Origin of the sequence: Archangium primigenium (assembly GCF_016904885.1) — a bacterium.
Classification (GTDB): Bacteria; Myxococcota; Myxococcia; order Myxococcales; family Myxococcaceae; genus Cystobacter; species Cystobacter primigenius.
Window position 1 is genome coordinate 5,514,918 of record NZ_JADWYI010000001.1, and the last position, 24,144, is coordinate 5,539,061.

Genomic DNA, 24,144 nt, shown 5'->3' on the forward strand with positions numbered 1-24,144 from the left:
CCTTCCCAGGGGCCCACCTATGCTGACCGCGGACGTCCCGCTCGCGCTGACCTTCGATGATGTCCTCCTGCTGCCCGCGGAGAGCGACCTCCTTCCTCGAGACGCCAACCTGGGCACCCGGCTGACCCGGAACCTGCGCCTGCACATGCCGCTGCTCTCGGCGGCCATGGACACCGTCACCGAGGCGCGCACCGCCATCGCCATGGCGCAGGAAGGCGGCATCGGCGTCATCCACAAGAACATGACCCCCGAGCAGCAGGCGCTCGAGGTCACCAAGGTGAAGAAGTTCGAGAGCGGCATGGTGGTGGATCCCATCACCGTGGAGCCCGAGGTGCCGCTGGCGCGCGCCATCGCCCTGATGCACCAGCACAACATCTCCGGCATCCCCGTGGTGAAGGGCCGCAAGCTGGTGGGCATCGTCACCAGCCGCGACGTGCGCTTCGTCACGGATCTCGACCAGCGCGTGGAGGCGGTGATGACGCGCAAGCTCGTCACCGGCCGCGAGGGCATCTCCCAGCCCGACGCGCAGAAGCTCCTGCACGAGCACCGCATCGAGAAGCTGCTCATCGTGGACGAGCAGTTCGAGCTGCGCGGCCTCATCACCATCAAGGACATGGAGAAGCGCCGCACGCGGCCCAACGCCGCCAAGGACGCCCTGGGCCGGCTCCTGTGCGCCGCGGCCGTGGGGGCCTCGGCGGACCGCGAGGCGCGCATCGACGCGCTGGTGAAGGCGGGCGTGGACGTCATCGTCATCGACACGGCCCACGGCCACTCCAAGGGCGTCATCGAGGCGGTGCGCGACACGCGCAAGAACTTCCGGGGCTTCGAGCTCATCGCGGGCAACGTGGCCACGGCCGCGGGCACCCGGGCGCTCATCGAGGCGGGCGTGGACGCGGTGAAGGTGGGCATCGGCCCCGGCTCCATCTGCACCACGCGCGTGGTGGCCGGCGTGGGCGTGCCCCAGCTCACCGCCGTGGACGAGTGCTCGCGCGAGGCGGACAAGCACGGCGTGCCCATCATCTCCGACGGCGGCATCAAGTACTCGGGCGACATCGTCAAGGCGCTCGCGGCCGGCGCGAGCACGGTGATGATCGGCTCGCTCTTCGCGGGCACCGAGGAGGCCCCGGGCGAGGTCATCCTCTACCAGGGCCGCAGCTACAAGAGCTACCGGGGCATGGGCTCCTTGAGCGCCATGAAGCAGGGCGCCAAGGATCGCTACTTCCAGTCGGACGTGGAGGCGGTGAAGCTCGTGCCCGAGGGGATCGAGGGCCGCGTGCCGTACAAGGGCAGCCTGGGCATGAACATCCACCAGATGCTGGGGGGGCTGCGCAGCGGCATGGGCTACGTGGGCTGCGGCACCATCGACGAGCTGCGCGCCAACGCGCGCTTCGTGCGCATCACCTCGGCGGGGCTCAAGGAGAGCCACGTGCACGACGTCATCATCACCGAGGAAGCGCCCAACTACCGGGTGGAGTAGTCGGGCGCTCGGGCACGGCGCGTGGGAGGGGGCCTACTTGCCGCCCGCGCGCTTGCCGCCGCGGCTGCTGTTGGTGGCCGCGTCCTCCGCGGGCGTCAGGGGCGCCACGTTGCGCTCGGCGTTGGCCACGCGCGTGAGCATCTGCTCCTTGTCGTCCGCGTTGAGCGACTCGATGGCCTGGCGCAGGGTGTTGAAGTCCAGGCGGGCGACCGTGACGGTGTTGCCGCCCTTGATCTCCTGCACGGTGGGCACGCTCACGAGCTCGCGCACGTAGGTCTCGAACTCCACGCGCACGTCCGCGGCCTGCTGGATGCAGTTGTCGCGCGCGGCCACGAGCTTCTGGCTGCCCTCGGTGTAGTGGAGGTCGGGGTTGCGCGTCATCGCCTCCTCGAAGGTGGCGTTGCTCTTGAGCAGGCGCTTGTAGAGGTCCATGTAGCTGATGACCCGGTCCGTCTCCGGCAGGTTCACGTTGCGCGCCTGGTTGAGCGCCTCGGCCGTGTCATCGCAGTGCACCTTGCCGAGCGCCGCGGCATCCGGCGTGCTGCGCGGAGAGCCCAGGCCCTCCGTTTCGCGGTCCAGACGCTCATCCGACGAGATTTCCTTAATGCAACCGGGGGTGGCGAGCAGCAGGACGGTTGCAACGACGGGCAGGCGCATCCAGGACCTCTTCTTCGAGTGGGACTTAAAGGTTGATTTCCGAAAGTTTCTAGCGGTAAGGGCCGCATCCGTCAACGCGCGCCCCCCTTGGAGAGTGTGGTGGACATTCACGCCGAGAAGATCCTCATCCTCGATTTTGGCAGTCAGTACACGCAGCTCATCGCGCGCCGTGTGCGCGAGCTCGGGGTGTATTGCGAAATCCACCGGCCGGACCTGCCCGCGGAGGACATCCGCCGCTACGCCCCGCGCGGCATCATCCTGTCCGGAGGCCCCGCGTCGGTGGAGGCCGAGGGCTCGCCCCGGTGCGACCCCTTCGTCTTCGACGCCGGCGTGCCGGTGCTGGGCATCTGCTACGGGCTCCAACTGCTGTCCAAGCTGCTGGGCGGCCGGGTGGATCGCTCCGCGCATCGCGAGTATGGCGCCGCGGAGGTGGAGGTGCTCACGGCGCGCGGGCCGCTCGCGGCGTTCAAGTCCGGCGAGCGGGTGAAGGTGTGGATGAGCCACGGTGATCGCGTGGACGCGCTGCCGCCGGGCTTCGAGTCCATTGGCCGCAGCGGCAACTCGCCCTTCGCGGCCGCGGCGCACACGAGCAAGCCCATTTACGGCCTGCAGTTCCATCCCGAGGTGGTGCACACGCCCCTGGGCAAGGAGATGCTGCGCGCGTTCCTGTTCACCGACTGCGCGGTGAGCGGCACCTGGACGATGAAGGGCTTCATCGAGGAGGCCCAGGAGGCCATCCGCCGCCAGGTGGGCGAGCACGGCCGGGTCATCTGCGGCCTGTCGGGCGGCGTGGACAGCTCGGTGGCGGCGCTGCTGCTGCACCGGGCCATCGGCGCGCGCCTGCAGTGCATCTTCGTGGACAACGGGCTGTTGCGGCAGGACGAGCGTGCCCAGGTCGAGGCGCTGTTCGTGGACCGCTTCCACGTGCCGCTGCGCACGGTGGACGCCCGCGAGCGCTTCCTCGCGAAGCTCGCCGGGGTGACGGATCCCGAGCAGAAGCGCAAGGCGATTGGCCGCGAGTTCATCGCCGTGTTCGAGGAGGCGGCCCAGCAGGTGCAGGGCGCGGGCTTCCTCGCGCAGGGCACGCTCTACCCGGACGTGATCGAGTCCGTGTCGTACAAGGGCCCGTCCGTCACCATCAAGAGCCACCACAACGTGGGCGGGCTGCCGGAGAAGATGAACCTCAAGCTCGTGGAGCCCCTGCGCGAGCTCTTCAAGGACGAGGTGCGGGTGTTGGGTCGGGAGCTCGGGCTGCCGGACGAGATGGTCTCGCGCCAGCCGTTCCCGGGGCCGGGCCTGGCCATCCGCGTGCTGGGCGAGATCACCGAGCCGCGGCTGGAGCTCGTGCGGCGCGCGGACGCGATCGTCCAGCAGGAGATCCGCGACGCGGGCCTGTACCGGGAGCTGTGGCAGGCCTTCGCGGTGCTCCTGCCCGTGCAGAGCGTGGGTGTCATGGGCGATGAGCGCACGTACGAGTCCACGTGCGTGCTGCGCGCGGTGACGAGCGTGGATGGCATGACGGCGGACTGGGCCCGGCTGCCGTACCCGGTGCTCGAGCGCATCTCCACGCGCATCACCAACGAGGTGCGCGGCATCAACCGCGTCGTCTACGACGTCTCCTCCAAGCCGCCGGCCACGATCGAGTGGGAGTAGGCGAGGGGTAGGGCGCACAAGAGGGCGGGCGCGACGAAGGCGCCCGCCCGGGAGTCGTGTGGGGCTATTGACCCGAGCCGCCCTTGCCCGAGGCCGCGTCGGGACGCAGCTCGCGCAGGACGCGGTCGGCCTTGTACACCGAGCGCAGCGCCTCGATGAGCGCGTCGCTGTGCACGGACACGGCGCGGTTGCCGGTCTCGTCGTAGCCGTAGTCACCGCCGAGCGACTGGATGTTGCCGTCGAACACGAGCCCGACGACCTCCGCGTTCTGGTTGATGACGGGCGAGCCCGAGTTGCCGCCGATGATGTCGTTGGTGGTGACGAAGTTCATCGGGGTGGTGCCCTTGAGGGTCTTCTGCGCGGCGAGCCAGCTCTTGGGCAGGGCGAGCGGCTCCTCCCCGGTGGCGTGGTCGAACGTGCCGCTCATGACGGTGAAGGGCGCCACCTGCTTGCCATCCTGCACGTAGCCCTTCACGGCGCCGAACGACAGGCGCAGCGTGCCCGTGGCATCCGGGTAGATCTGCGTGCCGTAGACATCGAAGCGCGCCTGGGCGACGAGCTCGCTGTTCTTGCGCACCACGGCGTCGACTTCTTCCTCGTAGCGCTTGCGGATGGCGCGCGCGTCCGGATCGATGAGCACCGCCAGCTGGATCATCGGATCCTTGGAGGCCTCGATGGCCGCCTTGCCGCCGGCGAGCAGCTGCTCACGCGTCTTGAGGTCCGCCAGCTTCGAGCCCTTGACGAGCCGCGTGGCCAGCGACCGGGGCGACTCCTTGCCGAGGACCTTCTTGACGAAGGGGTGCTCGGTGCCGAGCTCCTCGCGCAGTTTGGTGAACGCGAACGCGAGCTGGAGCGTCTCCAGCTCCGGGTAGATGGGCGCCTTGCTCATCAGCTGGACCTTGAGCTGGGGCAGGTTCGCGTCGTTGTAGCCCCGGAGCCGCTCGGCGTCGGGCTTGCCTTGCTCGTCGGCCAGACGCACCAGGGCGCGCGCGGTCCAGAAGAGCTGAGAGGACAGGCCGTTCTCCTGGCTCTCGTAGTCCTTGCGCAGCTCGCGATAGGACTGCTGGGCGCGGGCGATCTCGTCCCAGGCGGCGCCGTACTTGGCCTTCATCTTCGGATCCGCGTTGACCTTGGTGCGCAGTTCCTGCTCGGCGGCGACCTTCTGGGCGAAGAAGTTCTTGTCGGACAGCTGCTCGAGCTTGCCCTTGTTGGCCTTGAAGGCGTTCTCCACGCCGAAGAGGTTGTTCGTGGAGATGCGCTTCTGCTCGGCGCCGCGGTTCTGGAACTCGGTGAGCTGGCCGCGGATCTCCGACAGGCGGAAGAGCATCTTGGGCAGGGACACGTCCCGCAGCGTCTCGAGCTGGGACACGGTCAGGCCCCGCGACGTGCGCCCCGGGTGCCCGGAGATGAACGTCGCTTCGCCTTCCTTGGCGCCGTGCTCGGACCACTTGAAGAAGTGCTCGGCCTTCACCGGCTTGTCGTCCTTGCCGTAGGCGCGCAGGAACGTCACGTCCAGGTCGTAGCGGGGAAACTCGAAGTTGTCCGGATCACCGCCAAAGAAGGCGATGGCGTGCTCGGGCGCGAAGACGAGCCGCACGTCCTGGTGCCGCTGGTACTTGTAGAGGTTGTACTTGCCGCCCTGGTACAGGGTGACGACGTCGCACCGGAACTGCTCGCTGGTGGTGCAGTCCTTCTCCAGGCGGGCCATCTCGGCCTTGAGCCCATCGGCGTACGCCTTGCCGGTCAGCCCCTTGGTGGCGGTGTTGAGCTGCTCGGTGACGTCGGTGATCTCCAGCAGCTGGCTGACCTCGAGCGCTGGGCACCGCAGCTCCTCGGCGGCGGTCTTCGCGTAGAAGCCGTTGGCGATGAAGTCCTTCTTCGCGGTGGAGAGCTGCTGGATGCAGCCCCGGGCACAGTGGTGATTGGTCATCACCAGGCCGTCGGCGGACACGAAGCTCGCCGAGCAGCCACCGCCGAACTTCGCCGAGGACAGGCGGACCTTGTCGAGCCATTCCTGGGAGGGGGCGAAGCCGTACTTCTCCTTGACCTTGGAGGAGGGGAAATTGTTGTACGTCCACATGCCCTCGTCGGCGAGCGCTGGGGCGGCGCCAAGCAGGGAGGCCATGATGAGAAGGCGCTTCATGAGGTTCCTTTGTGTCGGGGGAAAGCCCGTGTCGGGTGGGCGGAGCATGCCGGGCCTCCCAACGCAGGAGGGGAACTTTGATTTCCGGCGGACCACCCAGGGGTCCCTGGATTCGTCCGGATGTAGTTTACATAACGCATATTATCAGACGTTACGGCATGATTCCTGGGGAGGGACGGGAGCCCTCGTCGGCGCCCCCCCGGCCACCGTCGCCCAGGCACCGGAACCGGACTTTCGTGCTTCGAGGCCACGTCCTGGAGACATAGGGTCCGACCCACGATGCGACTTCTTTCCCTGCGCCTTGCCTGCGCGGTTGCGCTCGCGCTTGTCGGCTGCACCAGGCCCTCCACTCCCGCCGAGGACGCGGGCGTGGCCGTCAGCACCCCCGCTCTAGATTCTGGCGTGGCGTCCGCCGCTCCCGCTCCCGCGGTCTTCACGCTCCAGTACGTCCTGCCCGACGCGGGCCTGGAAGCCATCCCCATCGTCGGCGAGGAGGAAGGACGGCCGCTCATCGAGCCCACCGCGACGCTCGAACTGCGCAGCTCCCAGCCCCTCCACAACTACCGGGTTCGCGTCTTCGACGAGGCCGATCGCGCCCTGGCCTCCGACGACGCCGCCGAGGAGTCCGCCTCGGGCCTCGTCTACCGGATCGTCCTGCCCACCGCCCTCAAGAGCGGCCACCGGTACGTCCTGGTCGTCGATGCCCAGACCGGCACCTCGATGACGGACGCCCGGGGCCAGGAGCTCGCGGACGTCCGCCTGGCCTTCCAGGTCGCGGGCGAAAAGGAAAAACCCCCGCCGCCCGCGAAGGCCGCCAAGTCCCGCCGTCGCTGAGCACGGGCTCAGTGCTCGAGCCGGCCGATCGCGGGCTCCGGGAACACGCCCGGCTCGAGGACGTCCGCGGATTCGCGCAGCAGCTCCGCTTCCTTCACCGCGATCAGCACCTCGCGCGCGGCCTCGGGACGTCCATAGGGCTTGCCCTGCACCAGGAGCATGCTCCGAAGCACATCCCTCAGCTCCAGTCCGGTCTGGTAGCGCCCCGAGGGCTCGCGCTGGAGCAGCCGGTGCAGCACGCTCCGCAAGGGCTCGGAGATCCCTTGGGTGGCCCGCGCGACGTCCTCTGGACCCACTCGTGCGATGCGCGCCGCCATCTGCGCGACCGGCACCCAGCTGGGCTCCTCACACTGCAGCTCGGGTGGCACGAGGCCCTCGCCCTGGGCGCTCGCCGCCTGCTCCACGTCTTCCAGATCGAACAGGTGCCGGCCCGTGAGCAGCTCCAGCATCACCAGCCCCAGCGAGAACAAATCCGAGCGGTGATCCACCCGCTCCAGGCGCATCCGCTCGGGAGAGGCATAAGCGATGTCCCCCCGGAGCACCGAGGCCGTGGTGGCCTCGCGGCCTGGCAACAACGAGTACGCCACGCCGAAGTCCACCAGCTTCACCTCGCCATTCACGCCCACCCGGATGTTCTCCGGCGACACATCCCGGTGGACGATTCCCAGGAACTGGCCCTGCTCATCGGTCCGGGTATGCGCATAATGGAGTGCATCGGCGACCTCCGACGCCACGTGACACACGAAGGCCTCGGACAGGGGCCGCTGGCGCATGGCGGCGACGCTGAGCACCGAGTCCAGGGAGCGCCCTTCCACATACTCCATCACCACATAGGGCAGACCCTGCCGCGTTCCCCAGTGAAACACCCGCGCGATGCCCGGATGCTCGAGCCGGTAGGCCAGTTGCACCTCCTGCTCCAGCCGCAGACGCTGCTGCGCGTTGGCGGGCCGCGACAGCTGCTTGATGAGGACGCACCCGGCGGGCCCCTTGGCCAGGCGGCGCCAGGCCAACACCACGTCCCCCGTGCTTCGCCGCCCCAGCTCGCGAACGAGTTCGTACCGGGTGCCATCCACGCAAAAAAGAAGTCTGGAAGGGGTCGAGGACTCGGGTCTATCGATGGACATCTTCGGACGCTCCTGTGTTGCACGCCAACGCCGCACCTAGGGGATACGAGAGGTAGGCCTTGTCCCGCCCACCTCCCGCGTCAACACCCTACCAATCCGGGCTGACACGTCCGTTTGACCTCCGGCCTCACGTCCCCCCCGGGCGCGGCGTCAATCCTGGCGCAGGTCGCGGTCCTGGGCGCGCACGCGCTCGAGCACCTTCAAGTCCCGCTGCGTCGGCCCCAGCTCCAGGATGAGGCGGCTGACGTCATAGAGGACCTCGCCCCGCTCGAACACGGGCAGTCGCGCGACGTCCTCCAGGTTCAGGTCGTCCAGGGCGCGGTTGTACGCCGCGTCCATCAACGAGCGCAGCTGGAAGGAGTCATACAGGTTGTACTCCACGAGGAAGCGCAGGGCCTCCACGTCGCCCCGGGCGAGATAGGCGCGCCAGAGCAGGACGGCGTCCCAGCCATTGACGCCTTTCATGTGAGGGGGTCGCCCCAGGCCGAGCTTGTCCTCGATCTCCTTGAGCCCTCCCCCCATGCCGAGCCGTCGGCAGACGAAGCGCAGGTCGATGTGCGCCTGGGGCGTGGGAAAGCGCGCCCCGAAGTAGTTGCGCAGCACCGGCACGTCGAAGCACGAGCCGTTGAACGTCACCCACAGCCGCCGCTCCGCCAGGGCCTCGGGCAGCGCGTCCATGTCGCGGCCGAGGATGAAGACGCGCAGACCGTGCGTGTCGAACAGGGCCACCACCGTGGGTTCCTGCTCCTGCTTTCCGTTCGTCTCGATGTCGAAGTACACCGCGTCCTGGGCGAACGCGGGATACAGCCGCCAATGCTCCCGAGGCGGCATCATCTCCGCCAGGGCGCCCAGGTCCCGCCGGGCGAGCGCCTCGCGTGCCTGGGCCAGCCGCTGGCGCGCCGGTCCATCCGCCTTCTGCCCGAGCACCACGCCACTGTCCGGGAAGTCCTCCCAGGTGTGGATGCCCCGCGCCCACAGATCCTTCTCCTTCCAGGGACCCACCCCCGGCAGGAGTTGGAACGTGCGGCGGATCATCAGAGAAGCGGCGTCAGGCGCCCCGAGGCCAGCTCCTCCAGGGGCGGCAGGTCCGCTTCGCAGAACGGCAGGGCCCGCATCTCCTCCGGCGTCAGGAACGCCAGGGCCTGGGCCCCCAGCGTCTTGGGCTCCCCCGCCTCCAGCCGCGCCCCGTACAGCACCAGGTCCACCGTCAGGTCCGGGTACTCGTGTCTGCCCGCCCATAGCCGCCTTCCCACGTGGAGCGTGATGTCCAGTTCCTCCCGACATTCCCGGGCGAGCGCCTCGGGCTCGGATTCTCCGGGCTCCACCTTGCCCCCCGGGAACTCCCAGAGCAGCCCGCGGCTTCCACCGGGCAGCCGCTGCTGCACCAGGAACCGCGTGTCATCACCGGGACGGAAGAGGAGGGCCGCCACCACGTGCACCCTCTTCTTCGCCTGCTGCTCCGTCAACCGCTCCTCCCGTCCATGATCAGGGCGTACAGGTAGCCGTTGTTGGACAGCACGTAGACCTTGCCGCCCACCACCCGCACCGGCGCGGTCACACCCTCGGCGGGGTTCCATGACAGGAGGTTCTTGCCCGTCCGGGGCTCCACGAAGAGCAGCGAGCGCTGCACGGGCACGAGCAGCATGCCCTTGACCAGCTCCACGTCCAGACCGGCCCGCTCCTCCAGACCCCGCGACCAGATGAGCCGTCCGGTGTCCGCCAGGTAGGTATCCAGGCGGTCATCCCCGGTGGCGATCACCACCTCGCCGTGCAGCGACAGGGACGTGATGCCCTGGGACACCGAGGTCCACACCACGTCGCCGGAGTCCGCGTCCAGGCAGTGGAGCCCGCCCGTGTAGGAGGCCGCGAACACATGCCCCTCGTTGTCCAGCACGGGGGTCGTGTCCACGTCCACGAACTGGCCGGTGCTGCCCGCGCCCGGGGCGAGCGACCGCTCCCAGCGCACGCCGCCGTCGGCCAGGTCCAGCGAGACCAGCGCGCCGTCGGAGAAGCCCACCCAGAGCGTCTGCCCGCGTACGACGGGCGCCGAGGTGCGGTGGATGGTGAAACCCGCGGGCGCGTCCCTGCGGTAGAGCCACGCCAACTCACCCGTGTCGCGCTTCACCGCGAACAGCGTGTCGGTCTGGGAGGCGACCAGGATGAGCTCGCCCTCGACGACGGGCGTCGTGCCCAGGGGCTCGCCCGCCACGTACTTCCAGCGCAGGGCCCCGGTCTTCGCGTCCAGCGCGTGCAGCGCGCCATCCGTGCCGGGCACGTACACCGTGCCCTCGTGCACCGCCGCCCCCGCGTAGAAGCGGTTGCCCACGCTGTAGCGCCAGGCCTCCTTGCCGCCATCCCCGATGCTGCGCACGACCCCGTCACGCGTGAGCGTGACGACCCGATCGTTGCGCTCATCGTACGCGGGCCGCGCCTGCTCCCGCGGGGCGTACTCGAGCAGCGAGGGGGAGACCAGCTGCGTCCACCAGTCCACCGTGAAGAAGTGGTTCGGGGGCTGCGACGTGCCGGCCTCCGCGTTGCGGAACATCTTCACCGGCGTGCCGCAACCCACCAACAGGCCCGCCGCCGCGAGCCCACCCATCCAACGCTTCCACCCGCTCGCGTTCCGCATCGAGACCAGTCCCTGGCTACTTCGCTTCCGGGGTCGCCGCCGGAGCCGGCGTGGGCTCGGGCACCTTCGCGCCCTGCGCCACCAGCACCGCGAGCCGCTCGGTGGCGAGCCGGCCCGCCGCCGTGTTCGTCTGCGCCGTCTTCAGATCCGACAGCATCTTGGCCGCCTCGTCCTTCTTGCCCTGCGCCGCGAGGATGCGCGCCTGGTGGTACTGCCCCATGCCCTGCAGGAAGCCGCCCGCGTCGAGCTTGGACATCTCCTGGAAGGACACGAGCGCCTTGTCCAGATCCGACAGCGCCTCGTGGGCGTAGCCCTGGCCCTCGCGCGCCGACACCGTCAACGGGTCCGCCTTGTCCGCCTTGCCGAGGAACTCGTCGAAGGCGGCCAGGGCCTCCTTGTAGTGGCCCCGGCGGTACTCGGCCTTGCCCATGGGCAGGGCCGCCATGGCCGCGGCGTTCGAGCCCGGGTACTTCGCGCGGAAGCCGTTGAGCGACTCGACGATCTTCTCGTCCTTCTCCGCCTCGCTCTTGAAGGGCTTCTCCTGGCCCTCGGCCGCGGGCTGCAGGTCCACGCCCGTCACCACCGGGATCTCCATCACCGCCAGGGCGTCACCCAGCTCCCGGGACGCGCTCTCCTCCTTGCGGCCGGAGAAGTAGCTCACCAGGGCGATGATCAAGCCCAGCACCAGCACCGCCCCCACCGCCAGGCCGATGTATTGCTGGCGCTTCTGCAGCCAGTCACTGGCCTCGGCACCGTAGAGCTGGAAGGCGTCCGGAGCACGCACCGGCTGCTCCTGCTGCGTCGTCGTCATCTTCTCGGACTTCTCGGCCACGGGGTTCGCACCTTTTTCGGGGGTCGAAGGGCGCGCAATCTACGGAGCGCGCACCAGCAGTGTCAACGCGGACCGGCTATCGCTTTCCGGCCGGCTTGGGGCGCTTGCGCGCCTCCCGCTTCTCCCGGCCCGGACGCTCGCGGAATAGCAGCCGGATGGGGACGCGGATGTCGAAGGTCTTGCGCAGTTGGTTGGTGATGTAGCGCTTGTACATGTCCGGCACGCCTTCCGGACGGTTGCAGGTGATGGCGAAGGTGGGCGGCGCCGTGCCCACCTGGGCCATGTAGTACACCCGGAGGGGTCCCCGGCCCACGATGGGCGCCGGGTGGTTGTCCTCGATGTGCTTGAGCAGCCGGTTGAGCTGCGGCGTGGGCGAGCGGTAGCGGAACTGGTCCGCCAGCTCCACCGCCAGCTCCAGCACCTTCTCCACCTTGGAGCCGTTGAGCGCCGAGGTGAAGACGATGGGCGCGTAGTGCACGAACTTCAGCGCGTACTTGAGCTCCTCGCGGAAGAGCTCCTGCTTGCGCTGATCCGTGCTGATGAGATCCCACTTGTTCACCACGATGACCAGCGCGCGGCCCTTCTCCTCGGCGATGCCGGCGAGCCGGGCGTCCTGGTCCACCGCGGGCTCGGTGGCGTCCATGAGCAGCACCGCCACGTCGCTGCGCTCCATGGACTTGAGCGCCGCCACCACCGAGAACTTCTCCAACCGGTGGGCGATCGTCTTCTTGCGCCGGATGCCCGCGGTGTCCGTGAGGATGACCTGGCGATCCTTGTAGGTGAGCGCCGAGTCGATGGGATCGCGCGTGGTGCCGGGCACCTCGCTGGCCACCACGCGCTTCTCCTTGAGCAGCGCGTTGACGAGCGTGCTCTTGCCCACGTTGGGCCGCCCGATGATGGCGATGCGGATGGGGCGCTCCTCCTCCTCGTCCTCGTCCGCGGTGGCGGCGGGACCCGCGTCCCCCTCCCCCTCCTCGTCCGCCTCGCCCTTGTCCGACGTGTCCGAGGCCGCCTTCTTGCCCGGGCCGTCCTCGTCGTCGTCGTCCAGATCGTCGTCGTCCGCGTCGGGCTGGAAACCGAAGTCGATCTCGGTGAGCGCGTCGCCGTCCTCGGACGTCTCGGCGAAGGCCTTGGCGGCCAATTCCTCGTCGTCCATGGGCGGCAGCTTACCGACCACCGCCTCCATCATGTTGCCCACGCCCAGGCCGTGCTCGGCGGAGATGGCGAACACCTCGCCCAGGCCCAGGCGGAAGAACTCGGCGGCGTGCGCCTGCACGGTGTGCGACTCGCTGTCGAGCTTGTTGGCGGCCACCACCACGGGCTTGCCGCTCTGGCGCAGGTAGGTGGCGACCTCCTGGTCCGCCGCGGTCAGGCCCGCGCGCGCGTCCGTCACGAACACGATGGCGTCACACTCCTCCACGGCGAGCTGCGCCTGCTCGCGCACCTGCTGCAGGAGCGAGTCCTTCTCGCCGGGCACGAAGCCGCCCGTGTCGATGAGGGTGAGGAACCGGCCCTCGCACTCCACGTCCCAGTAATGCCGGTCCCGGGTGACGCCGGGGATGTCCTCCACCAGCGCGATGCGGCGCCGGGCGAGGCGATTGAACAGCGTGGACTTGCCCACGTTGGGGCGTCCGACGATGGCGACCAAAGGCTTCATTGACGGCTTCCTACTCGTAACCCAGCTTCTTGAGGCCCTCGGGCCGCTCGCTCCAGCGGGGCTCCACCCGCACCCGGAGCGAGAGGTACACGTGCGCCCCCAAGAGCCGCTGGATGGCCTTGCGCGCGTCCGTACCGATCGTCTTCAACATCTGCCCCTGCTTGCCGATGATGATGGCCTTCTGGCTGTCCCGCTCCACGTAGATGGAGCCGGAGATCCGGATGAGCCCGGCGAGCTTGCCCGGGGGCGTGCCCGGCAGGGGCTCGCGCTCGGACTCGTCGAAGAAGTCCACCACCACGGCCGTGGAGTAGGGAATCTCCTGGTGGCAGTGGCGCAGCACCTGCTCGCGCACGTACTCGGCCACGAGCGTGCGCTCGGCCTGATCCGTGAGCACGTCCTCGGGAAAGAGCGGCTCGCCCTCGGGCATGTGCGAGAGCACCGTGCGAAACAGCCCCTCCACCCCGTCGTCCTCCTTGGCCGAGATGGGAATCACCTCGGCGAAGGGGAACTCGCGGCGGTACAGGTCGATGAGCGGCAGGAGCACCAGCTTGGCCACCGTGTCGATCTTGTTGATGACCAGGAAGGTGGGCTTGCCGAGCTTCTGCAACTGCTCGAGGATGACGCGGTTGCCCGGCCCGACCTCGACCTTGTCCGAGGCCTCGATGACGAAGAGGACGAGGTCCACCTCCTCCGCCGCCTGCAGGGCCACGTCCACCATGTACCGGTTGAGCTGCCCCTTGGCCTGGTGGATGCCGGGCGTGTCGAGGAAGGCCACCTGCCCCTCGGGCCGCGACACCACACCGAGGATCCGGTTGCGCGTCGTCTGCGGCTTGGGGGACACGATGGCGAGCTTCTCGCCGGTGAGTTGATTGAGCAGCGTGCTCTTGCCCACGTTGGGACGGCCGATGAGCGCGGCGAATCCGCTGCGGTGTGTCGTTGAAGGCATCTGGAGCTTCAGAAGGTCGAAGGTGATCGGGATGAACCCGGACGACGGGTTCCTCCCCGCAACAACATGCGGAACAACATCCGTCCCGCCCTTTCCGGTCGGAAAGCGGGCGCGCGACCTTACTTGTTCGCCACCGCCGAGCACACCAAGATTTCAGCCCGGCGTGCCCGCGGGTCCCATTCCCTCCGGGGCTTCCGGCTTTTCCCGTCGCTTCCGCCACTCCTCCAGCGCCGTCCGGGCCGCCATCTGCTCGGCGTCCTTCTTGCTGCGCCCCGTGGCCGTGGCGTACAGCTCCTCACCTAGGAGCACCTGGACCTCGAAGATCTTCTCGTGGTCCGGGCCGGACTCGGACACGGTGCGGTAGCGGGGCGTGAGCTTGAGGTGCTCCTGGGCGGCCTCCTGGAGCTTCGTCTTGTAGTCCAGGCGGCTGAGGGCCTGGGCCACGCCGTCCAGGGCCTCGGCGAAGTGCCGGTCCACCAGGGTCATCACCGGCGCGAGCCCCTCGCCCAGGTACACCGCGGCGAACACGGCCTCCAGGGCGTTGGCCAACAGCGAGTGCTTGTCCCGGCCGCCGCTGAGCTCCTCGCCCCGGCCGAGCAGCAACAGCTCGCCGAGCGCGAGCCGCCGGGCGATGCGCGACAGGCCCTCCTCGTTGACGATGCGCGCGCGCAGGGGCGTGAGCTCGCCCTCCTTCATCAGGGGAAAGCGCTCCATGAGCCGGTGGCCCACGGCGAGGTTGAGCACCGCGTCGCCGAGGAACTCCAGCCGCTCGTTGTCCTGGGCCCCCTCGCTGCGGTGCTCGTTGATCCAGCTCTTGTGCGTGAGCGCCACGAGCGCCAATTCTGGCCGCGCGAAGGGCGCGCCCAGCCGCTCCTCCAGCGCCTTCACCCGCTCGGCCTGTTGCCCCGTCATCACGCCGCCATCCACGCGCCGGGGTGGGACATCCTCTGGGTGCGCCTCGCCTGTGCCAAAACCCTACTCCTGTGGGGGATCCGTCGCGATCAGCTTCACCGCCTCCGCTGGGACCTTCAACAAACTGGCCACCAGGGGAATCACGCCGGGGAATCCCTCCAATTCGAAGCGCTCCGCCCACACCTTGCCCTGGGGCCCGGCGAGCAGGCCCCGGAACGTCCGCCCCGACACCCGCGCCGCCGCGAACCGGTACGGCTTGCCCCCCACCTCCAGCACCACCAGCAGTTCCAGGGCGCTGCGCGGCGGAATCAGCGCCCGCTCCCCGAAGGCCCGCAGGACCTCGGAGAAGCGCAAGACGCCCTCCCCCTCCCCCGGCGTGGGCGCCCGGGTCCGGGCCTCCTCGCCGAAGAGCGCCGCCAGGTAGCCCACCAGCGCGCCCCGCTCCCGGAACTCGGACAGCTCGAAGCCATGCCCCGGCGGCACCACGAGCGCCTGCCCCTGCCGCACCGCGCTGGACACCTGGAAGTTGCCCTGCCGGTCCGCCACCAGCGTCAGCGACAGCCCCTGCTCGGACAGGTGCGCCGACAGGCCCATGGACACGGGATCCACCCGGGGCGCGAGCCCCAGGGCCCGCAGCTCCGCGGACCGGCGCTGCACGTGGAAGAGGTGCTCGTGGAAGGCATCGGCCAGCTCGGACTCCACGTCCCCGCGGCCCGTCACCGCGCCGAGCGCGATGGCCTTCAGCCCCATCACCTCCGGCGGTGAGATGGGCACGAGCCGCTCCTCGCGCACGAGGAACACCACCCGCGACACCTGGCGCTGCCCCACCGGGTTGTCCAGGGGCTCGGCCAGCACGAGGTGCACCTCCGGGCCGCCCGCGCCCTCCCGGGCCTCCAGTCCGAGCTGTGCGAGCCGGCCGGAGTCCATCACGCCTGCTTGAAGACCTCGCGCGAGATGATGGAGCGCTGGATCTCGCTCGTGCCCTCGCCGATCTCACACAGCTTGGCGTCACGCAGGTAGCGCTCCACGGGGAACTCGCGCGTGTAGCCGTAGCCGCCGTGGATCTGCACCGCCTTGTTGCACGCGCGCGTGGCCGCCTCGGAGGCGAACAGCTTGGCCATGGAGGCCTCCTGGCTGTAGGGCTTGCCCGCGTCCGCGAGGCACGCCGCGCGGTGCACCAGCAGGCGCGCCGCGTCCACCTCCGTCTTCATGTCCGCGAACATCCAGCGCAGGCCCTGGAACTCGGAGATGGGCTGGCCGAAGGCGGTGCGCTCGCGGGCGTAGCGCACCGACTCCTCCAGCGCGCCACGGCCCAGGCCCACCGACAAGGCGCCGATGGTGATGCGACCCTTGTCCAGGATCTTCATCGTGTCGATGAAGCCCGCGTCCACCTCGCCCAGGCGGTGCCAGTCCGACACCTCCACGTCCTCCATCACCAGCTCCGCCGTGTCCGAGGAGCGCATGCCGAGCTTGCCGTGGATGGACCGCTGGCTGAAGCCCTTCATGCCCTTCTCCAGGAGGAAGGCGGTGATGCCCTTCTGCTTCTTCTCCGGCGAGGTCACCGCCAGCACCACGAACACGTCCCCCACGGTGCCCTGGGTGATGAACATCTTCGCGCCGTTGATGACCCAGCCGTCGCCCTTGCGCACCGCCGTGGTCTTCATGCCCGCCGCGTCCGAGCCGCTGCCCGGCTCGGTGAGCCCCCAGGCCCCCAGCCACTCGCCCGTGGCGAGCTTGGGCAGGTACTTGCTCCGCTGCGCGTCGTTGCCGAACACGCGCAGGTGGCTCGTGCCCAGGCCGTTGTGCGACGCCACCGTGAGCGCCAGCGAGCCGTCATAGCGGGCGATCTCCTCGACCGCCACCGCCACCGCCAGCGAGTCCATCGCCGCTCCGCCGTACTCCTCGGAGACGAGCATGCCCATCACACCGAGCGCGCCCAGTTCCCGGACCACGTCCAGGGGGAAGTGCTCGTCCTTGTCCCACTCGCGCGCGTGGGGCCGCACCTTCCGCTCGCAGAAGTCTCGGAGGGACGCCTGAAGGGCGCGATGGCTTTCGGGAAGTTCGAAGTCCATGGGGGGCATCTATACCAAAGGGGTGGACGGGGCCACCGAAGCGGCATCCCCGGGGCTCGACGGCATACCAGAAAGGCGCTCGGCTGGCTGCTTTCCATCGGGGCGAGCGCATCCGACCACCACTCAACGTCTGCCCCGCGACCCGAGTGACACGCGATCCTGGGGGATGGCAGCCCGGAAAACCCTCCCTACATTTCCGTCTTACAAGGGTGATGCGCCGCGGGGGCCTTCACCGTCTTGCATGGCCGAGGGCCAGGAGGAGGATGGGTATGTTTTTCGAGAAGAAGGCCAAGTTGGCGGTGAAGAGCGACCTGTACCGGAAGTATCTCGCCAAGAAGCTCTTCAAGGAGCTGCCGAAGTACGCCCGGACCCAGTGGAACGACTTCGAGCCGGATGATGCGCTGCGCTACGTGGGGCTGACCACCTACAAGCCCGCCCGCGCCTCGTTCGCCGGCATCGGCGCCTTCGTCATCGGCTGCGCCGTGGGTGGCATCGCCGCCCTGCTGCTCACGCCCAAGACCGGCCCCGAGCTGCGCACGGACGTGAAGGACCGCGCCATCGACTACCTCGGCAAGCAGGGCATCAACGTTGGCCAGGAGAAGACGGCCAACGCCTGAGTCCCGCCTCGCGGGAGATGACGGGAGCTCGTGGGCACCGCGCGCCGGTGGTCACGGGCTCCTCGCCTTTCGCGGGCCTCGTCTTCCCTGGGGCCTCAGTAGACCCGTAACAGTCGGGTCTGGATGTCGAAGTGCGGCTGGCGCAAGTCCGGCACGTACACCTCGCCGCGCACCTCGTCGAAGCCGCCCGACAACACGCCCAGCGCGCCCAGGGCCGAGAAGTAGGCGGCATCCGAGGCCCCGAGCTTGGGGAGCTCCGACACCTTCACCGTCCGCGTGAAGCTCACCCGCCCGGCGACCGACCAGACGCTGCGCACGGTGGGGGCCCGCGAGCGCTGGGCGAAGTGCTCGGACGCGGGCCCCAGCGCCGCCAGGGCCTTGGGCACGTTCTCCAGCACATAGGTGTCGAAGAGCGGATTGTGGGAGGACTCGAGCAGCTTCACCCCCAGCACCCGACCCGAGGGGGATTGCTCCAGCTCCACCTGGACCCGCAGCGCGCTCGCGCCCCGGGAGTAGGCATCGACCCGGTCGGCGAACGTCGTTCCCGTGCGGGCCCTCGCCCCCGCCGCTCCCGAGAGCGCCACGTCCTGCAGACGGTCCGTGCCCAGGGGTCCGCCCACCGCGTCCGGCGCGCCCCAGGCGCCATAGGCCTTGGCCTCGGCCTTCATCGCGTTGAGCCCCTCGGTCCACGCCGGGCCGGGCTTGAAGAAGTGCTTGAGCACGCCCTCGTAGGAGAAGAGCGGCGCGCCGGTGAGCCCCTTCTCCAACGCGCGATCCATCTCGCCGAAATAGCTGTCGACGAGGCCGTTCTCCACCCGCTCCGTCGCCAGCTCGTCCGCGACGAAGCCCTGGACCCGCTCCGTCACCCTCACCTGCTCCTGCTCGCGCTCCGTGAGCGCCGGAGGTTCGGAGGACGCCGAGGCCCCCGGCGCCGCGGGGGCCACCGGCAGACCTCCCGCGCCGGGAAACAGCCGCACGGCCCGGGGCACGTCCTGTCGGGGGGCCTCGACGACGGGCGGCCCCACCGACGGCGGCAGAGGCGCGGCGACCTCGGGCGGAGGTCGTGCCCGAGCGGGCCCTCGCGCGGGGGGCCTGGCGGGAGCCGGAGGCGGAGGGACGGGCGTGGGAGGTGGCGGCTCACGCCGGGGCGTGGGGGGGAGGATCTCCACGACGAGCGGCGCGGCGCGGACGCGCGCGGACTCGGGACGCACGGGCGCCGCCTCTCGCCGCCACACCCAGAGCCCCAGGGCCCCGTGCAGCACGAGGGACACTCCCACCGCCATCAGCAGGCGAGCGCGCCGCATGGGAGACCGCGCGGGAGGCGCCGCTCAGGGCGCGTGCAGGCCCTTGAGCACGTCCAGGGCCTCGGAGATGTGCCGCGTCGCCTGGAGCTGCGAGCTGAACACGTGCCGCACGATGCCCTGCCGATCGATGACGTAGGTGACCCGGCCCGGCATCAGCCCCAGGAACGAGCGCGGCACACCGAAGCGCTGGCGCAGTGAGCCATCCGCGTCACTCACCAGCGAGAAGGGCAGCCGGTGCTTGGAGGCGAACGCCTCGTGCGACGCGGAGCCGTCGGCGCTCACGCCGATGACCTCGGCGCCCGCGTCGGAGAAGGCCTCATAGGAATCCCGGAAGGAGCAGGCCTGGGCGGTGCAGCCCGGTGTGTCGTCCTTCGGGTAGAAGTAGACCACCACGGCCTTGCCCTGCCGCCGCAGCTCCCCGAGGCTCGCCACGCTTCCGTTCTTGAGGGTGAAGGTGAAGTCCGGGGCTTCGTCGCCGACCTTGATTGCCATGGGGAACTCCTGAGGGAGAGCGCCTGTATAGACCCGGGCCCGGCCGCCGGTAAGTCCTACCGTTTCCGCGCCGCACGCGCCCCCGTCCACTCCCACAAACCCGCGAAACTCCAGGGTTTTTCCAGGCCCACGGGGCTGGCACGCCGCCTGCTATGTCTCCTCCTCGTCCGGGGGGACACAGCAGTCGGGGGGAATTCGTCCGGGGGGACGATGCAGGGGACGGCGGAATCGGGGGATCTCGCCGGGGGGAACGCAGTCGAGGGGAGGATTTGGGGAGGAGCCGCGGGGGTGGCTCCTCCCCAAGTTCTTTTCAGGGGGTCGGCAGCTCCGCCCAGCGCACGGTCATCACGCCGGAGGTGCCCACCGCGTCGTAGTAGCTCACGACCTGCAGCTTGAAGTGGCGGCCCTGATCGCCGCGCACCACGTACACCTTGGGCTTGGGCGTGAGCTTGTGCGTGCCCACCTCGTAGTTGTACCAGCCGCCCTCGCGCTCGAAGACGGTGCCCGGGGTGGTGCCCTCGGAGGCCTCGTCCTCCAGGTAGCCGCTCGTCGGCGCGGCGCGCAGGGCGGCGAAGTCCGCGCCCTCCAGCACCGCCACCTTCACGCCCCCCGAGCCGTTCGCGCCGCCCCGGGTGCGCACGTGGAAGCGCTGGAAGGCCAGGTCCCACGTCGCGTCCACCGCCGCGTCCGCCTCGGCCCGCGTGTCCAGGTCCACGCCCACCCAGACCTCGCTGCTCGTCGCGTCCACGACCGTGGTCCAGCTCCCATCCGCGCCCGCCTCGCTCTTCACCCGGCCGGCCTCGGGCGTGTTCGTCTCGGGCTCGGGGGACAAACCAATGTCCTCGCCACAGGCCCCCAGCAGCCCCACGAGGCCCAGCCCCACCACGGTCCGCTTCATTCGCATGTCACGCTCCGATCAGAAACGCGCCGAGACTCCGGCGTAGAGGGCCCGTGGAGGAATGGGCAGGAAGCGCGCGTCCCCCGCGCCCGCGAGGTTGTTGCCCGCGACGAAGAGCTTCACCGCCTCGCCCAGGCTCTTGGAGAGCTGGGCGTCCACGGTCACGTAGCGGGGCGCGCGCACCGTCTCCTCCACCCCGTCGCCCTCCGCGTCCTCGAAGTAGGGCCGCGCGCCCACGACGCCGCCGCGCACCGAGGCCTCCAGGCCCCAGGGCCGGTAGCGCCAGCTCGCGCGCGCGGTGAGCCGGTGGGCCGCCTGTCCCGGCAGGGCCCGGTCCTCGGTGAGATCCCGCGCCTGGGTGAAGGTGTAGCCCAGCTCCACGAGCAGCGAGGCCGGCAGCCGCTGGTTCCACCCCACCTCCACGCCCCGCACCCGGGCCCGCGCGATGTTGTCGTAGCCAAAGCGCAGCCCCGCGGTCGTCTCCGGCAGGGTGACGACGGTGATCATGTCGCGCAAATCGTTCTGGAACAGGCTCAGCCACACCAGCGTGCCGTCCACGGGCCGCGCCTCCGCCGACACGTCCGCGCCCCGCGACGTCTCCGGCCGCAGCGCGGGGTTGCCCGCCACCACGTAGCCGACGCTCGGGTTCTCGAAGTCGATGAGCAGCTCCTGGAAGCTCGGCGAGCGGAACGCGAAGCCGTAGCTGGCGCGCACGGTGAGCGCGCTCAGCGGATCCACGCGCACCGCCAGGCGCGGCGTGGCCACGGTGCCGAACTGCGAGTCCACGTCCACGCGCAGGCCCGGCACCGCGACGAGCCCGGGCACCACCCGCCACGCGTCCTGGGCGAACAGCGACAAGCGCGAGCGGCGGCCCCGCCCTCCCGACAGGCGGTTCGACGCCAGCACCTCGGTCAGCCCCTCCGCGCCCGCCACGAGCTGGTGCGACGCCCCCAGGTCCTGGTTGAGCTGCGCGCCCACCTTGGCGAGCTGCTCCAGCGTCTCATCGATCCGATCCAGCGCCGCGCCCCCGCGCTGGTCGTAGACGAAGCGGTGGCGGAAGCGCGAGTAGTGCGCGGTGAAGCTCAAGGTCGTGTGTTCCGACAACTCCCACGTGGGCAGGAGCGTGGCGAGCAGCGCCTCGTCCTGGCTCGCGCGATCGATCACCGCTCCGGTGGTCAGCGCGTCCACGCCCCGCTGCACCTTGCGGTTGCCCTCCGCCTTGGCCTCGAGCCGCCAGCGCTCCGAGGCCTTCCACTCACCCCGACCCGCGTAGCGGTAGCTGTCCAGATCACTGCCCGAGGTGCTCTGGCGCGACGGGTCCAACGCATACGCGTCCCGGCGACGGAAACCTCCACCCAGCCGCAGCCCCCAGCGCTCGCCCCGCGCCTCTCCGCCGCCCTCGAGCTCCAGCTGCCGCAGGCCGCCGTACGACACCCGCGCATCGGCGCCGAGCGGCCGGCGCGCCTTGCGCGTGACGATGTTCACCACGCCGGCCATGGCGTCGCTGCCATAGAGGACCGAGCTGGGGCCCTTGACGATCTCGATCTGCTCGATGTTGTCCGTGGACAGGCGCGACAAATCCAGCTGCCCGTCCACCCGGCCCGCCACCCGCTCCCCGTCCACCAGGAGCAGCGAATACTCGGGCCCGAGGCCCCGCAGACGCAGCCCCGCGCCCGCGAAGCCCGTCATCACCTCCACGCCCGGCCGACCGGACAGGAGCTCCGCCACGTCCCGCGCGCCACTGGCCTCGATGTCCCGCCGGGTGATGACCTCCACCGCCACGGGCGCGTCCTGGACGTGCTCCACCGAGCGGGACCCCGTCACCACCGTGGTCCGTCCTCCCTCCCCCTCCCCCACCACCCCGGGCGCCTGCGCGAGCGCGGGCCCCGCCAGCACCAGGACACCGCTCAGCCACCACCCGCGCATCCACACCTCCGTCGGACCTCGAAGGGCTTCCGCTATAGTTGAGACTGATTTTCAAAGTCAATCTCAGCGTGGGGGCCCACGCGGGGACGGCGTTCCCCCGGAAACGACAAGAGCCCCGCCCCCCGGGACATGGGGGACGGGGCTCCGGTGGGTCAGACGCGAACAGGACTAGGAGCGCGGACGGACGCGGGCGTGGGCGAAGCGCACGTAGGCCGCGGTCTTGCCGAGCTGGCTGCCATCCGACTTGGTGAGGAACTGCCGCGACACGGCCTCCACGTCCACGTCCGAGACGATGTCGAAGCCCCGGGCGGAGAGGAACTCGCGCGCGGAGTGCTCGTCCAGGCCGAAGATGTAGGGCTCGCCGAGCCGCTTGGCCGAGCGGAGGCTCTCCTGGGCGCCGTAGTAGTCGGAGCTGCCGTCCAGCATGCCCCGGTAGATGTAGTCGAAGAGCACCGAGGAGCCCGGCACCGCGCGGGAGATGAACCCCAGGGTGGCGGAGATGGCCTCCTCGGTGAGGTACATGCACACGCCTTCCCACAGGAAGAGCGTGCGCTTGGAGCCATCGAAGCCCTGGGCCTTGAGGCACTCCTCGAGGTTGTCCTTCTCGAAGTTCACCGCCACGTAGCGCACGTCATGCGAGCCCTTCACGGCGCCGAGCCGCGCGAGCTTCCAGCGCTGGGTGCCGGGGTGATCCACCTCGAACACCGGCCGGCCGCGCAAGAGCTCCGAGAACCGGTAGGCCCGCGTGTCCAGGCCCGCGCCCAGGATGACGAGCTGCTCGAGGCCCTGCTCCAGCTCGCTCCGGATGATCGCGTCCACGTAGTGGGTGCGGATCTGGTGGAAGCAGTACATGCCCTTGGCGCCCGCGTCGTACAGCGTGCGCGACAGGCCCCGGAACATGGGCAGGAAGGCGATCTGGCACAGCGCGGGCAGCATGCGCTCGGCCAGGTAGTCCGGATTGCGCACCTTCGGGTCCGGTTCCCGGGTGCCCAGCGCGCGCGCGAACGCCGCGATCTGGGCCGTCGTCTTGCCGTTCTCCACTTTCCGCATCCACACACCTCGGTGTCACACCCGCGCCCTGTCGGGCGCGGGGGGTTCATGTCTTCGTGTCAGGAATTGCCGCCCAGCTCCACGTCGGCCTTCTTCTCGCCGCCGCCCAGCCAGTTGAGCTTGAGGAAGCCCTTGGCGCCCGCGAGCGCCCGCGACTCCTTCCAGCGCAGGTACGCCCCCGAGTACGTCTGGGTGAAGCGGTCCAGGTAGTTCAGGTAGCCGGCGTAGTTGCCGTTGTAGCTGGAGTGGTGGAAGTCATGGTAGTCGCCGCCCTCGTACAGCGGGATGAGGTGCGCCGGGTTCCACGGGAACACGTAGCCGCAGTGGCCGTCCGCGCCCTGGAACTGGCGGAAGAGGATCCACCCGTAGAGCACGTAGATGTGCGTGCCCGTGATGAGCGGGGCCACCGTGCCCACGCCGCCGATCATCAGGTACTCGATCCAGTGGAAATACGCGTTGTCGATGGCGCACGCGCGGGTGATGCGGTGGTGCACCGAGTGCACGTTGCGCTTGAGCCAGCCGGAGTGCAGCGCGCGGTGGATCCAGAAGAGGATGAAGTCGTCGAAGTAGATGAAGAAGAGGATCTGCGCGACGATGATGTACCAGGCGGGCATCGCGCCATCCACGATGCGGCCATTGCTGATGAGCCGCAGGAACGGCCACAGGAAGCAGATGACCACGGCCATGATGGCGGCGTTCATGCAGTGCCGGCCAATGGACGGCCAGAAGTACTTCTTCACCTGGAAGGGCTTCTGCTGGACCTTGTACTTCCGCAGCGGCTCCGGATCCAGATAGGCCAGCAGCGTCAGGGGCAGCGCGAAGACAAGGAAGCCCACGAAGGCGAGCACGAGCGTCGCGATCGGGAACTTGAGGAACATGGGATCCTTGTAGGAATCCAACCAGAAATTCAGCACATCCATC

Annotated in this window: 22 protein-coding genes; 4 read left to right on the top strand and 18 right to left on the bottom strand. The window is 69.6% G+C overall.

Annotation, left to right across the window (positions count from 1 at the left end):
- Window positions 1-19 precede the first annotated feature (19 nt).
- A complete protein-coding gene (guaB, locus tag I3V78_RS22645) occupies window positions 20-1,477 on the top strand; it encodes an IMP dehydrogenase (protein ID WP_204490534.1) in 1,458 nt (485 codons plus the stop codon).
- A gap of 33 nt (window positions 1,478-1,510) precedes the next feature.
- Here the strand turns inward: guaB and I3V78_RS22650 are convergent, their stop codons facing one another.
- Window positions 1,511-2,134, bottom strand: coding sequence for a hypothetical protein (locus tag I3V78_RS22650; RefSeq protein ID WP_204490535.1), 624 nt, complete (start codon window positions 2,132-2,134; stop codon window positions 1,511-1,513).
- A 99-nt stretch (window positions 2,135-2,233) separates the two neighbouring features.
- Here I3V78_RS22650 and guaA point away from each other — a divergent pair, with 99 nt between their 5' ends.
- Complete coding sequence (guaA, locus tag I3V78_RS22655; RefSeq protein WP_338023713.1) at window positions 2,234-3,787, top strand: glutamine-hydrolyzing GMP synthase; 1,554 nt, start codon at window positions 2,234-2,236, stop codon at window positions 3,785-3,787.
- A gap of 64 nt (window positions 3,788-3,851) precedes the next feature.
- Here guaA and I3V78_RS22660 read toward each other — a convergent pair whose 3' ends face one another.
- Complete coding sequence (locus I3V78_RS22660; RefSeq protein ID WP_204490537.1) at window positions 3,852-5,930, bottom strand: S46 family peptidase; 2,079 nt, start codon at window positions 5,928-5,930, stop codon at window positions 3,852-3,854.
- Window positions 5,931-6,332: 402 nt separating this feature from the next.
- On the opposite strand from I3V78_RS22660, the gene I3V78_RS22665 reads away from it, so the two are divergent.
- Window positions 6,333-6,764, top strand: a complete 432-nt coding sequence (locus I3V78_RS22665) for a hypothetical protein (RefSeq protein ID WP_338023714.1) — start codon at window positions 6,333-6,335, stop codon at window positions 6,762-6,764.
- A gap of 8 nt (window positions 6,765-6,772) precedes the next feature.
- Here I3V78_RS22665 and I3V78_RS22670 read toward each other — a convergent pair whose 3' ends face one another.
- The 10 genes from I3V78_RS22670 to I3V78_RS22715 form a co-directional block, all read right to left on the bottom strand.
- Complete coding sequence (locus I3V78_RS22670; protein WP_204490539.1) at window positions 6,773-7,888, bottom strand: serine/threonine protein kinase; 1,116 nt, start codon at window positions 7,886-7,888, stop codon at window positions 6,773-6,775.
- 150 nt (window positions 7,889-8,038) lie between these two features.
- A complete protein-coding gene (locus tag I3V78_RS22675) occupies window positions 8,039-8,923 on the bottom strand; it encodes a ribonuclease H-like domain-containing protein (protein ID WP_204490540.1) in 885 nt (294 codons plus the stop codon).
- A complete protein-coding gene (locus I3V78_RS22680; protein WP_239576536.1) occupies window positions 8,923-9,354 on the bottom strand; it encodes a (deoxy)nucleoside triphosphate pyrophosphohydrolase in 432 nt (143 codons plus the stop codon). Before I3V78_RS22680 ends, I3V78_RS22675 begins: the two co-directional genes overlap by 1 nt.
- Entirely contained in the window at window positions 9,351-10,487 is a 1,137-nt protein-coding gene (locus tag I3V78_RS22685; protein WP_204490542.1) for an outer membrane protein assembly factor BamB family protein, read from the bottom strand. Before I3V78_RS22685 ends, I3V78_RS22680 begins: the two co-directional genes overlap by 4 nt.
- Window positions 10,488-10,533: 46 nt before the next feature.
- Entirely contained in the window at window positions 10,534-11,349 is an 816-nt protein-coding gene (locus I3V78_RS22690; RefSeq protein ID WP_338023715.1) for a tetratricopeptide repeat protein, read from the bottom strand.
- A gap of 76 nt (window positions 11,350-11,425) precedes the next feature.
- Entirely contained in the window at window positions 11,426-13,006 is a 1,581-nt protein-coding gene (gene der, locus I3V78_RS22695) for a ribosome biogenesis GTPase Der (RefSeq protein WP_204490543.1), read from the bottom strand.
- A 10-nt stretch (window positions 13,007-13,016) separates the two neighbouring features.
- Complete coding sequence (era, locus tag I3V78_RS22700; RefSeq protein ID WP_204490544.1) at window positions 13,017-13,952, bottom strand: GTPase Era; 936 nt, start codon at window positions 13,950-13,952, stop codon at window positions 13,017-13,019.
- A gap of 153 nt (window positions 13,953-14,105) precedes the next feature.
- A complete protein-coding gene (gene rnc, locus I3V78_RS22705; RefSeq protein ID WP_204490545.1) occupies window positions 14,106-14,864 on the bottom strand; it encodes a ribonuclease III in 759 nt (252 codons plus the stop codon).
- A 63-nt stretch (window positions 14,865-14,927) separates the two neighbouring features.
- Window positions 14,928-15,791, bottom strand: coding sequence for a hypothetical protein (locus tag I3V78_RS22710; protein WP_204490546.1), 864 nt, complete (start codon window positions 15,789-15,791; stop codon window positions 14,928-14,930).
- On the bottom strand, window positions 15,791-16,936 hold the full coding sequence (locus tag I3V78_RS22715) for an acyl-CoA dehydrogenase family protein (protein WP_204490547.1): 1,146 nt from the start codon (window positions 16,934-16,936) through the stop codon (window positions 15,791-15,793). The genes I3V78_RS22710 and I3V78_RS22715 overlap by 1 nt, the downstream gene beginning before the upstream one ends.
- A gap of 269 nt (window positions 16,937-17,205) precedes the next feature.
- On the opposite strand from I3V78_RS22715, the gene I3V78_RS22720 reads away from it, so the two are divergent.
- Window positions 17,206-17,553 (top strand): YtxH domain-containing protein, encoded by a 348-nt coding sequence (locus tag I3V78_RS22720; RefSeq protein WP_204490548.1) that lies wholly within the window; start codon window positions 17,206-17,208, stop codon window positions 17,551-17,553.
- Window positions 17,554-17,648: 95 nt separating this feature from the next.
- Here I3V78_RS22720 and I3V78_RS22725 read toward each other — a convergent pair whose 3' ends face one another.
- The 6 genes from I3V78_RS22725 to I3V78_RS22750 all read right to left on the bottom strand — a co-directional run bounded on the left by I3V78_RS22725 (window position 17,649) and on the right by I3V78_RS22750 (window position 24,143).
- A complete protein-coding gene (locus I3V78_RS22725) occupies window positions 17,649-18,857 on the bottom strand; it encodes an energy transducer TonB (protein WP_204490549.1) in 1,209 nt (402 codons plus the stop codon).
- Between the two features lie 24 nt (window positions 18,858-18,881).
- Window positions 18,882-19,349, bottom strand: a complete 468-nt coding sequence (locus tag I3V78_RS22730) for a peroxiredoxin (protein WP_204490550.1) — start codon at window positions 19,347-19,349, stop codon at window positions 18,882-18,884.
- Between the two features lie 310 nt (window positions 19,350-19,659).
- Window positions 19,660-20,253, bottom strand: a complete 594-nt coding sequence (locus I3V78_RS22735) for an HmuY family protein (protein ID WP_204490551.1) — start codon at window positions 20,251-20,253, stop codon at window positions 19,660-19,662.
- A gap of 12 nt (window positions 20,254-20,265) precedes the next feature.
- On the bottom strand, window positions 20,266-22,173 hold the full coding sequence (locus I3V78_RS22740) for a TonB-dependent receptor plug domain-containing protein (protein ID WP_204490552.1): 1,908 nt from the start codon (window positions 22,171-22,173) through the stop codon (window positions 20,266-20,268).
- Window positions 22,174-22,341: 168 nt separating this feature from the next.
- On the bottom strand, window positions 22,342-23,223 hold the full coding sequence (locus I3V78_RS22745; RefSeq protein WP_204490553.1) for a class I SAM-dependent methyltransferase: 882 nt from the start codon (window positions 23,221-23,223) through the stop codon (window positions 22,342-22,344).
- A gap of 59 nt (window positions 23,224-23,282) precedes the next feature.
- Complete coding sequence (locus tag I3V78_RS22750; RefSeq protein WP_204490554.1) at window positions 23,283-24,143, bottom strand: sterol desaturase family protein; 861 nt, start codon at window positions 24,141-24,143, stop codon at window positions 23,283-23,285.
- Between the last annotated feature and the right edge of the window lies 1 nt (window position 24,144).